The sequence below is a fragment of the Herpetosiphon llansteffanensis genome, assembly GCF_003205875.1.
Taxonomy (GTDB): domain Bacteria; phylum Chloroflexota; class Chloroflexia; order Chloroflexales; family Herpetosiphonaceae; genus Herpetosiphon; species Herpetosiphon llansteffanensis.
This window is the reverse complement of sequence record NZ_PUBZ01000087.1, coordinates 15,429-27,311: the sequence shown is the minus strand read 5'-3', so window position 1 is coordinate 27,311 and position 11,883 is coordinate 15,429. Positions and strand designations below refer to the sequence as shown.

The 11,883-nt window shown below is 50.7% G+C and carries 6 protein-coding genes; 4 read left to right on the top strand and 2 right to left on the bottom strand.

The features are described 5' to 3' along the window. Positions 1-34 precede the first annotated feature (34 nt). Positions 35-769: a hypothetical protein gene (locus C5S61_RS10045; RefSeq protein WP_124033418.1), complete on the top strand. Its 735-nt coding sequence runs from the start codon at positions 35-37 to the stop codon at positions 767-769. A 630-nt stretch (positions 770-1,399) separates the two neighbouring features. Beyond that, a complete protein-coding gene (locus C5S61_RS10040) occupies positions 1,400-3,610 on the top strand; it encodes an ATP-binding protein (protein WP_110514923.1) in 2,211 nt (736 codons plus the stop codon). A gap of 274 nt (positions 3,611-3,884) precedes the next feature. Here the strand turns inward: C5S61_RS10040 and selD are convergent, their stop codons facing one another. Then, positions 3,885-4,931 carry a selenide, water dikinase SelD gene (gene selD / locus C5S61_RS10035; RefSeq protein WP_110514922.1) on the bottom strand — a complete coding sequence of 349 codons (1,047 nt, stop codon included), beginning with the start codon at positions 4,929-4,931 and terminating at the stop codon, positions 3,885-3,887. A gap of 143 nt (positions 4,932-5,074) precedes the next feature. Between selD and C5S61_RS10030 the strand changes: the two genes are divergently transcribed. Continuing rightward, positions 5,075-7,099: a choice-of-anchor B family protein gene (locus C5S61_RS10030; protein WP_110514921.1), complete on the top strand. Its 2,025-nt coding sequence runs from the start codon at positions 5,075-5,077 to the stop codon at positions 7,097-7,099. Between the two features lie 59 nt (positions 7,100-7,158). On the opposite strand, the gene rocF is transcribed toward C5S61_RS10030, so the two are convergent. Then, positions 7,159-8,085 carry an arginase gene (gene rocF, locus C5S61_RS10025; protein WP_110514920.1) on the bottom strand — a complete coding sequence of 309 codons (927 nt, stop codon included), beginning with the start codon at positions 8,083-8,085 and terminating at the stop codon, positions 7,159-7,161. A 572-nt stretch (positions 8,086-8,657) separates the two neighbouring features. On the opposite strand from rocF, the gene C5S61_RS10020 reads away from it, so the two are divergent. After that, complete coding sequence (locus C5S61_RS10020; RefSeq protein ID WP_164689332.1) at positions 8,658-11,807, top strand: malectin domain-containing carbohydrate-binding protein; 3,150 nt, start codon at positions 8,658-8,660, stop codon at positions 11,805-11,807. Positions 11,808-11,883: the final 76 nt, after the last annotated feature.

The following is an 11,883-nucleotide window of genomic DNA, read 5'->3' as shown; positions in this document are numbered from 1 at the left end:
GAGTGAAAGGGACTAATCGGCTATGTTAAAGCGAATGCGTGTTGCTCTCGTGGCATTATTGGTGATGGTGACGAGTTTATCAGCAGCAGCTGCTGAACGCGTTGATAGCTTACCAGCAGTTAAAGCCCAAACAAGTGGTCGCAGTGAATTATTGATGCAAATCAATAGCGAGCCATTGATGGTAGCCAAGGTCGAGCAAGAAAACCCCAATCGGGCCTATATGGTCATTCGCCCAGTTGGTTTCTTATCGGATATCGACTTGGTTGAAATGGTGCTCTACGATGGAACGCTCTACAGCCGCACTGGGGTTGAAACCCAATGGTATATTGAAGCAACTGGTTTGCCCGAAGCTGCGCCAATTGAAGATTTGCCCGAAACACCAACCGGCGATGTGCCAGTAACCCATATGGGTGCAATGCCAATTGCTGGTGCACCAACCGAGCAATATCAAATTTGGCTTAATAGCGATGCTGCTGGCACAAGCTACCTCAAATTTGATTTGTGGGTTGGGGTTGAAGCCAACTATCTGCATCAAATGCAATTAGGCATGTATAGCAACGACCCTGATTTTGGTAGTTTGTCGCTCGAAGTTGTGCAACGCTCATACGATTTTGATAGCAGCATCAAGGTCTATGCACCAGCCAATGCAATTGAGCGCCAAGTCGATTATGGCTTGGTTGGCGTATCGTATGCAACGCCAGAAGCCAATTTGTTGCTTGCACCATTTACCACCAACGCTGCCCGCACATGGCTTGCCGACAATCGCTAATCTCGATTAATTAGCCGCAATCCCCGTGGAGATTTCTACGGGGATTGTTGTGTAATTACGAAGGCCTGAGACCACGCAGGTTTTTTGCCACGAATTCCACGAATTGCACGCATGATTATTTTGGCCATAGATTTGTTAGATTTATTTCCCAATAGCCTCGTTTTAGCCACAGATGTTTAGGATTATGGTTTCAATAAACCAACGCCCATAGCCTATAGCGGTATTGGTACATTGGATTAACAACAAGCAGCATGCCCTCACCCCCCAGCCCCCTCTCCCACTGGACGCGGGCGAGGGGGAGCAGCGCGGTTTCACCACGATTTCGGCGAAAACCACCAAACCAAAAAGCCCCTCGCCCGCGCACGGGAGAGGGGTTGGGGTGAAGGGATCAGGTTGTAGTTAACATGATGAACCACTACAAATAGCCTATAGCCTCTCCATCCCTCGCGACTGACACCCGATCCCCAACCCCAATAATCCTAGCGATGCTAGTGCGTTTAAGCCAAATTTTCGTGTATGATTAACCAATGCAACGGCTCATCAATCGGGCTATGCACGACAACTCACCATGCAATGACGCATGGCCGCTATCATTGTTGATGGCTTTAGCAGAAACCAATTGGTGTGTATATGCAGACAGAACATTCCGATCTCCTTCCACGGTATACCACTGCGCTCATTGGGCGTGATGCTGAAACTGCTGAAATTGGGACATTTCTGACCCAAGGACAGCGCTTAATTAGTTTAGTTGGCGCAAGTGGCGCAGGCAAAACGCGCTTGGCCGTCGATTGTGCTCGATTCTATGCAGACCACTTTGCTGGCGGTAGTTTTTTTGTTTCATTGGTGCCGATTCGGGCTGCTGGCTTGGTATTGGCCACAATTGCCGAAAGCCTAGGCATTGCGCCAACCACCGATCAGCCATTAATCGCGACGATTGCTCACTATTTTTCGCCCCAACCAAGCCTCTTAATTCTCGATAATATCGATCATGTGATTGAATCTGCTTCTGATGTGCAAGCTTTGGTGGCAGCTGTGCCCCAATTAACTGTTTTGGTAACGAGCCAAGTCGCTTTGAATGTGGCTGCTGAAACGATCTATCGCGTGCCATTATTGAGTGTTCCGGCGGCAGATGCCCATTTGAGCGCTAGCGAAATTATGCAATATGGTGCGGTGCAATTATTTAGCGAACGCTTGCGCCGCTTGCAACCAATGCTCAAATTTGACCAAACCCAAGCCCAAGCAATTGCCGAAATGTGTCGTTTGGTGCAAGGCTTGCCCTTGGCAGTCGAATTGGTTGCCAGCCATAGCCGCAGCTTGCCGCCTTCGGATTTAGTGCGGATGGTGCGCCATCATTTGCGCTTAGGCGCTGCCATGATTGATAAAAATAGCACCATGCAACGCAAAGAAATTTTGTGGCCAGTGCTTGATTGGTGCTATCGGCTGCTTTCACCGACGCTGCAAATTTTGTTTATTCGCTTGGGGATTTTTCGCGGCAGCTGGACGCTGGAATCGGCTGAGGCAATTTGCGCTGGGATTCCCGATGTGCCAATCAATGTGGTCGAAGGCTTGCAAACCTTAGTCGATAAATCGTTGGTGCAGCTCGAAACCTTGCCCAATGGCGAGCAGCGTTATCTGATGCTCGATGCTGTGCACTCGTATGCTGAAGGGCGTTTGCAACGGCGGCGTGAAGCGAACCATTTGCAACGCTTGTACAGCTCCTATTTTACTCACTTGGCCGAAAGCGCCGAGAAACCATTGCTCGGAGCCGAACAACCGCTCTGGATGGCGCGCTTGCAAAGCGATATTTACAACTTGCGTTCGGTGCTCGATTGGGCCGTTGAGCAGCATCCAGCTACAGCCTTGCGGATCGCTGGCTCGCTATGGTTATTTTGGTTTACCAAAGGCTATGCCCAAGAAGCTCGCAATTGGATTGGCCAAGCCTGGCTGCGTGAGCACGAAGTCGAGCCAGCGGTGCGCGCCAAAGCAGCGATTGCAGCAGGTATTTGCGCCCAATATTTCGCCGATCACGCTGATGCTACGCTGTGGTATGAGCGCGGCCAAGCCTTGTTTAAGCAAGTTGGCGATAGCTTTGGCGAAATTCGCGCCTTGCACAACCTAGCATCATTAGCCTATCAACAACGCTCCTATCAAAAAGCAGTTGAACTTGGCGAGGATGTTGTGGCGCATTGGCGGACGATTAGCGATAGTTCGGGCGAGGCAGCAGCGCTCGGCAATTTGGCAAGTGCCTACATTGGTTTGGGCCGTTTTGATGATGCTGAACGTTGCTATCAAGAAAGTTTGCAGATTAACCGCACAATTGGCCATCAAGTTGGCATTATTCTCTGCCAGAGTTCGCGCGGCATTTTGGCTTGTGCGATTGATAATTTGGCCTTGGCCGAACAAGTACTTGATGAATCTCTGAATTTGGCTTTGCAAAACGATGCCCGCAACTTGATTCCTGGGGTGCAAGGCTCGTTGGCACGAGTTTGGTATAAATATGGCCAACAGCAACGTGCTTTTCAGCTGTTGCGGCCTGTCTTTGACCTTCAGGCCCAAATTCAAAACTTGGCGCAATCGGGCGATGAAATGTTAACCCTAGCAGCGATTTTGGCCGAGCAGTATCCCAACTTGGCCAACCAAGCCTTGGCTTTTGCTGAACAGATGCAAGACCCATACAATCAGGAGTATCAGCCTGATCCTGCCTCGTTGCGTGAGTTTGAACGCATTGCCGAGCGGGTTGGCAGGTTTGCTGGTGAACCAACCCCGCAAGCGCATTTGCCGACAATTAGTGAATTTCTTGATCTGGTTGACCAAACTGTCGATCCACGGGTGTTGGGCTAGGGCTTCACCAAGAGGATTATTGATGGTTCTCTTACTGCAGATTTTGCTTGCAAGTGTGGGTTTTTAATACTTGGTCTGATGTAGAACAAGCCCCTCGCCCACTAGATGCGGGCGAAGGAAAGCCTTTGGTATTTACCACAACTATACAAGAACCATGGAGTTAAAGCCCCTCGCCCGCGCACGGGAGAGGGGTTGGGGTGAGGGGATCTTAACGCCTATCTTTGAATGGCCCAGTTGCCATTCAGCGGCAGCTGGGCTTCTCTATGGTGCTGGTTTAAATAACTTCGATTATGTGTTGCTCAATAATCTCGCCAATACGCCAAAGTGAATCGCCTGCTTGGGCAAATTGCTGTTCGAGCGCAACCGCATGCTCAGCAGCAACCGCAATCAATAATCCCCCAGAGGTCTGTGGATCGTATAACAAGGCTTGATGCGCTGGATCAACCGCTTCGGCGTAATTAACTTGAATCTGTTGCTCGACATAAGCGCGATTGGTGTGTAAACCACCGGGCATGATGCCTGCTTGGGCGTAGCGATAGGCTCCTTGCAGCAGAGGCAATGCTTGGCTGTTGATGCGTAGCCCAACCTTGCTATTGCGCGCCAACTCCAAGCCATGACCAAGCAAGCCAAAGCCAGTAATATCGGTGGCACTGCGAATGCTGCCGAGCGCTGCGATATGTTCTGCTGCCCTTCGATTTAGTTTAATCATGCTCTCGATGGCCAGTTCAAGATCTGCTGGATCGCCAACTTGGCGCTTGCTGGCGGTGCTGATTACGCCTGTGCCAAGCGCTTTGCTCAAATAGAGTTGGTCGCCTGCTTGAGCTTGGGCTTTGCGGGTAATCAGCGCCGGATCGACCAAGCCAGTTACACACAGGCCATACTTTGGTTCATTATCAATAATGGTGTGGCCGCCAGCCAGCACTGCGCCAGCTTCGGCAACTTTATCTGCGCCGCCTTGCATAATCGCCTGAATAATGGTTGGCGGTAGATCGCGTGGAAAGCCAGCAATTGCCAAAGCCAAAATTGGCTTGCCGCCCATTGCATAGACATCGCTCAGCGCATTGGCAGCAGCAATCGCCCCAAAACTATAGGGATCGTCAACAATCGGCGGAAAGAAATCCACCGTTTGGACTAAAGCTTGCTGCGGATTCAGTTGATAAACCGCCGCATCATCGCTGACATCGAGGCCAACCAACAGCTGTGGACTGGTTGGTAAGCGCAAGCTACTAATTAAATTGCTGAGAGCACCTGCCCCCATTTTGGCCGCTCAGCCAGCGCAAGAAGCCAGCTCGGTCAGCCGAATCTGTTCACGATCTGCCATAGCAATATCCGCCAAATCCTATAGAGTAACAACTGAGGCATGCCGAATCATTAATATTATACACATATTAAGAATCGCGTATAATAGGCCATCTCCAAAGGCGGCCCCTATTTTCTCCGATGGTCCTACAGTGAGGTTCTGGCATGCACACACACAATGGACGTTGGTCGCGTTCGTTAGCGGTTGGTTTTGCAGTGGTGGCGGCGTTTGTGTTAGCGCCAATTGCTTCGATTTCGGCGCATAGCAACCATGATCATAAGATCTATGTTGCGCCGTTTGGCAGAGATGAAGGTGATTGTTCGAAGATTTGGCAGCCCTGTTTAACCATCGAATATGCGATTAATCGCGGGACTGGTAAGGGCGATGAGATTCGGGTTGCTGCTGGCGATTATCAATTTGATGCGCGCTCGGTTGGTTTATTGCTGAGTCGCCAAATTCCGGTGCGCGGTGGCTATAGCGCCCGCGATAATTTTAGTCAGCAAGATACCAATTCCAACCCAACCTATGTGGCAGGGATTCCAACGCGCTACCGTGAAAAGTTGGCAGCGATTGGTTTTGCGCGGGTTGAAGATCGCGATGGGCTTAGTTCAGCAGCGCTTGATCGGATTCAAATTCCAACCGAGTTGGAGACCCCAAGTGCTGCCCAACCATGTGTCAATGGCATGGCTGGCAATTTTGAATGCCGTGGCATCGACTTCTTGGGCAGTGTTCCGCTCTCAAGCTTTCGGGTTAATAATGTTGGGGCGACCGATGGCAGCAATTTGTGGGGCCACGTCGATCTCAACACCAATCGCGAATATGCGGTTATTGGGGTCAACAATGGCACAGGCGTAGTTGACGTAACTGATCCAACCAATCCAGTTGTGATTGGCACCGTGCCAGGCAATAACTCACAATGGCGCGAAGTGAAGGTTTATCAATATTTCAACACAACCCAAAATCGTTGGAATGCCTATGCCTACCTTTCGACCGAAAATCGCAGCCAAGGCTTGCAGATCGTTGATCTGAACCACTTGAGCGATCCCAATCCTTCGGTGAGTTTGGCGGCAACCTATACCGCTGATTTTGGCTCATCGCACACCGTCTACATCAAAAACGTCGATTACAGCACCAATGTGGCCTTGCCCGGCAAAACTGCTGCGCTCTACATGAACGGCGTGGGCAAAAACGGCAGCCGCTTGAGTTCGGGCGTGTTTCGTGCGTTTGATATTAGCAATCCACTTACGCCGCAAATTATTGATAGTGGCGTGCCAGATACGAATGTGAGCTACACCCACGACGATACCAGCATGATTATTACTGATTCGCGAACCTCGGCATGTGCGCCTGGCCACCAAGCCTCGTGCGAAATCATGTTCGATTTCAGCGAATCGTCGGTCGAAATTTGGGATATTACCGATTCGGCCAATCCATTCCACATTAGCTCACGGCCTTATTCGGGCAGTGGCTACACCCACTCTGGCTGGTATAGCGACGATAAAATGTATCTTTTCATCCAAGATGAATTGGATGAACAAAATCAAGGTCACAACACCCGCGTGCGCACGATGGATATTCACGACTTGGATAACCCAACCATCAGCGCAGTTTGGGATGGCCCAACCAAAGCAATCGACCACAACGGCTATACCATCGACAATGACTACTATATGTCGAATTACTTGCGTGGTTTGACGATTTTGGATGTTACCAACCCCAATAGCATCCAAGAAGCCGCCTTCATCGATACCTATCCTGGTAGCAATTCTGCTAACTTTGATGGCGCTTGGGGCGTTTATCCCTACTTGCCAAGCGGTACGTTGCTGATTAGCGATATTTCACGCGGCTTGATTATGGTGCGCAAATCGGCACCACCAGCCCAAGCAGTTGCTGGCTTGGCAGTGAGCAACGATGGCCCAACGGTTGTTGGCCAAACTACCAATTTCGATGCAACGATTACTGCTGGCACGAATGTCAGTTATGTTTGGAATTTTGGTGATGGTTCAACGGCTGTGACAACCACAACCACCAGCTTGAGCCATCGCTATGCGAATGTTGGCAACTATACGGTTACCGTAACCGCCAGCAACACCACCAACTCGCTTTCGGCAAGCACAACCGTCGTGGTTGAAGCGCCAGCCCAAGTGCAGTGGTCGGTCTGGGTTCCTTACGCAATTCGCGCTGAATAACGTTATGCCTTTGGAGATCACAAAAGCGGGGCATGCGCCCCGCTTTTGTTGTTTAAGATTTAGAGTGCTGTGCGTGGTTGCTGTTTGTGCCAAACCCGCTTGCCAAGTGCTGAAAGCGCAATTTCAACCGCAACCGTTGCCGTGCGATTGCGATCGTCAAGGATCGGATTGACCTCAACAATGTCCAGCCCAATCATGCGGCCTGATTCGGCGATTAACTCCGCTGCTAAGTGGGCTTCGCGGTAGGTTAAGCCGCCAGGGACTGGTGTGCCAACGCCTGGCGCAACCGCCGGATCAAGCACATCAAGGTCGAAGCTCACATAGAAGCCATCGCGGCCTTGATTGGCAACGCTGATGGCCCGCACCATGGTTTCATACATGCCATAGCGATCAATATATTCGGTGGCAAACACCTGCACCCCAGCCTCGGTTAAGAGTTGGCGTTCCTCAGGGTCGAGATCGCGCACCGCGACTAAGGCCACGTGATGCGGATTGATCATCGAATTGGCTAGACGCTGGCCGCTCAAGTGGATTAAGCGTTCGTCGCCATAGCCACACAGCGCTGCCAACGGCATGCCATGAATATTGCCCGATGGCGAGGTGCTGGGAATATTAAAATCACCATGGGCATCGATCCAGAGCACCCCAATATCGCGATTGTGGGCAGCGCCGCTGACCGAGCCTAAGCCAATGCTATGGTCGCCGCCGAGCACAACCGGCACATGGCCTTGGCTACACGATTGGTCAACTTCGTTGGCTAATTGCACTAAGGTATCGCGAATTGGCTCGAAATAGCGCAGGGTAAGGTCGCCCACGGGGAGCGTTTCGGCAATACTGGTCGTCAGGTTGCCTCGATCAATGACGGTATGACCAAGCTCCTCTAATTGTGGACGTAAGCCTGCATAACGAATTGCGCTTGGTCCCATGTCCACGCCACGCCGCCCTTGACCCAAATCGAGCGGGACACCGATAAGATCGATTAGCACAAGAACCTCCTAGTGAATGTCACTTTCATGCAGCATCGAATGAAAGTCTGTTGCTATTCTAGCGCATGGCGTGGGCTTTCGGCTAAATTGCCCACAAAATTGGCCAGCACAGGCTTAATTCTTAAAAAACCGTGCGCACAAAAAACCAACCATATGCTGTAATAGAGTTACTTGATATGCAGATGCTGTGATAATAATCGGCTTGAACAGCGCTTGAGTGTGTGGATGTGCTGTAATGGGCCGAAAAGGTTAAATAGATTTAACTTTTATCACCCATGCTTCACCCATAAGGTGGAGTGTGGCTCCTCACAGAAATAGCGCCTGAGTATAGGCCATAATTCCCACGACAAGCATGCTGCTATGCGCTATAGTTCACAAACAGAGGACGAGTTATGAGCGTTATGCCATCTGGTGTATGGCTTCAATTGTTAAGATGTCACCACATTCCCGTACAACGTGACCTGTCGCTTGACATGCCTCGCTGATCTCGGCACGATCATAGGCGTAGCACCAGCAAGAATTTGGCATAGCAGGTTGATCTGCGCTCGCTCATGTTCTCGAAAGGATTTGTGATGATCAAACGACAGTTTCATGCCCGTGTGGTTGTGATGATAGTGCTCTTCAGTCTGTTGACTGGGGGGTGGTTGCTGCAACCAGCGACTCATGATGCCGCCGCTCAAACGCGCTCGACGATTCAATATAGTTATAATGCTGAGCGCCAACATGTACATTCTGGCAGCATTAGTTTTTTTCGCCAAACAATTTTCAATTCCAGCTCTGCATTAACTGGTGCTTCGCTCTTCGATAGCCCAACCGGCATGGTGTTTGGCCCCGATGGGCGCTTGTATGTCAGCCAATTTAATGGACGGATTTTTGCAATTACGCTCAATCCAACCACCCATCAAGCAACTGCTGTTCAAGTTATCGAAACAATTTACAATTATCCCAATACCAATGAAGATGGCTCGCCTGCAACCGGCGTGAATGGCCGTCAACTGATTGGGGTTTTGTTCGATCCAGCATCAACACCAGCGAACATGATTTTGTATGTTTCGCATAGCGACCCACGCTATGGCTACAACAGCGATACAACCTCGCAGAAAATCAACACCCGCTCGGGCACGATTAGCAAATTGGTTAGCACCAATAATTTTGCTACGTCAACCGACATCATCAAAGGCTTGCCTCGTTCACGCGAAAACCACAGCACCAACAGCATTGTTTGGGGCCCAGACGGCTGGATGTATATTTCGTCGTCGAGCAACACCAACAATGGTGCGCCAAGCGCTCACTTCAGCAATTTGGCCGAATATTATCTTTCGGCGGCAATTTTGCGGGCGAATGTACGCAGCGCAGGATTTCCAAGCGCTGGCATTGATGTTAAAAACGTCAATAGTGCCTCGGCCTTAACGCCATTTGCTGGCCAGTTTGAAATTTATGCAACTGGCTATCGCAATGTCTATGATTTTATTTGGCTGAACAATAAATTTTATGCCAATGTCAACGGCGGTAACGATGGCTATGGCGATACGCCAAGCGCAGCTCAATGCCCTGGTGGCGTTGAAATCAACCCCCGTTATTTGCCCGATACGCTCAAAATCGTGACCCAAGGCTCGTATGGCGGGCATCCTAACCCAGCCCGTGGCGAATGTGTGCTCAACAATGGCAATGCCCAAGGTTTGCCAACGCCGCCAAACTACAATCCGCCAGCCTTGACCTACGATTTCCGCCCATCAACCAACGGCATCACGGCCTACATTAGCAATGCATTTGGTGGCGCGTTGCAAGGCAATTTGATTGTGGCAACCTATGGCCAAAATCAAGATGTTAGCCGCGTGCAGCTCGATGCAACTGGCAAACCAACCAGCATTCAGACCTTGGCCAAGTTCAATCAACCGCTCGATGTGGTAACCGATGCCAAGGGCGTAATTTACGTAGCCGAATTTGGCAGCGATGCAATTACCATCCTTGAGCCAGAAGATTTGCCCAATTGTCCGCCACCGCCGCCCTATTCGAGCGCGGTCGATAGCGATAACGACGGCTACTCCGATTTTGATGAAGATCAAAATGGCACCAACCTGTGTAGCCGTGCCAGCGTGCCCAACGATTTCGATGGCGATATGATCTCCGATTTGACCGATCCTGATGATGACAACGATGGAATTCTCGATGTCAACGACCAGTTGTATTTTGATGCTGCTAACGGCACGAATACCAAATTGCCAGTTGAATTCAATTGGAATCCTGGCGATGCGCCATTGGGCAAAGTTGCCAATACTGGCTTTACTGGGGTGCAAATTACCAACGGCGTAACCCGCACCGCCGAAGCCAAGATTGCGGTTGGCGCTGCTGGTGGCTTTACCAATATCATCACCACCGAAGGCACCAATGCTGGCGCGATCAACACCCAAGCTAATGCCTTGCAACTTGGCTTTGATCCCCATCGCAACTTCCGTGTCGAAACCCGAATTACTGAAATGTTCCTTGGGCGCACGCCTGAGGGCAATCAAGCGGCGGGCCTGTTCTTTGGCCCCAACCAAGATAACTACGTGAAGTTGGTGGCGACAGCCAATTTGAATGGCGATGGCACAAGTGGCGACACTGGTTTGCAATTTGCCATGGAAGTTGCAGGAAACCTGCAAATCAATCCAACCAACAATAACCCAAGCATGGTTTTGCCTGGTGCAAGCAATATTGACCTGCGCTTAGACGGAAATCCAGCTGCGCAGACCATGACGGCCTACTATAAAACCACAGGCAACACATGGATAGCAATTGGCACAATCAACGTTCCATTGTGGTTCTTCAATACAGGAACCCCAACTGGAATTTTGGCAACCAATCATGGCACACCAAACACGATCTCATTTATTTTCGATTTCTTCCGTTTGAGTTATCGCGATATTGTAGCGCGAATCAACAGCGGCGATCGTGATTGGACGACCAACGACGGCGCACTGTGGAGTCCTGATACGAATGCCAGCCGTCCATATTCAACTGGCGGCGGCACGTATGTCTTGATTCCCGGGGTTTCGTGCCCGCAAATTTACAATGTGACTCGCGACTTTGATCGGTTGTACTGTTCCGAGCGCAATACAGGCGGTTCGCCGGTGCAATACACGATTCCGGTCAGCAGCACTGGGACATATGCGGTGCGCTTGCACTTTGCTGAACTCTATTGGGGAACCAATGGGCGGCCAGGGTCAAACCAGCGTAAATTCAATGTGCAAATTGAAGGCACAACCGTGTTGACCAATTTCGATATTTTCAGCGAAACTGGTGCGACGTTCCGACCAATTACCAAAACCTTCAGCACCAATATTAGCGATGGCGCGGTGAATATTAGCTTACCAAGTGGCCAGCCGGGCAATGTTGATCAAGGCAAAATTTCGGCGATTGAGGTTTGGGGGCCAATTCTGAACATTGCTAATGTTACGCCAACGGTCACACCATCGCCGACGGCAACCAATACCCCATCGCCGACCGTGACCAACACGCCAACCAATACGCCAACCGTGACGGCCAGCAACACGCCAACCAATACCAATACGCCGTCGCCAACAGCGACTGGCACGCTGACACCAACCAATACGCCGACCGTGACGCTTACGCCAAGCAATACGCCGACCAACACGCCAACCCAAACGGAAACGCCAAGCGTAACCGTGACCGTTGACCAACCGACGTATCGCATTTGGCTGCCATACACGCTCAAAAACTAAGCACGATGGCGTGGAGTCGTCACTGGTTGATGGCTCCACGCTCGACTAAACCGATCGTTGCTGCGTCATGACGTGA

What these genes read in the sequence shown, in the direction of transcription:
- C5S61_RS10045 (WP_124033418.1), top strand. Translation starts at nt 35, where the DNA reads ATGCGTGTTGCTCTCGTGGCATTATTGGTGATGGTGACGAGTTTATCA.
- C5S61_RS10040 (WP_110514923.1), top strand. Translation starts at nt 1,400, where the DNA reads ATGCAGACAGAACATTCCGATCTCCTTCCACGGTATACCACTGCGCTC.
- C5S61_RS10030 (WP_110514921.1), top strand. Translation starts at nt 5,075, where the DNA reads ATGCACACACACAATGGACGTTGGTCGCGTTCGTTAGCGGTTGGTTTT.
- C5S61_RS10020 (WP_164689332.1), top strand. Translation starts at nt 8,658, where the DNA reads ATGATCAAACGACAGTTTCATGCCCGTGTGGTTGTGATGATAGTGCTC.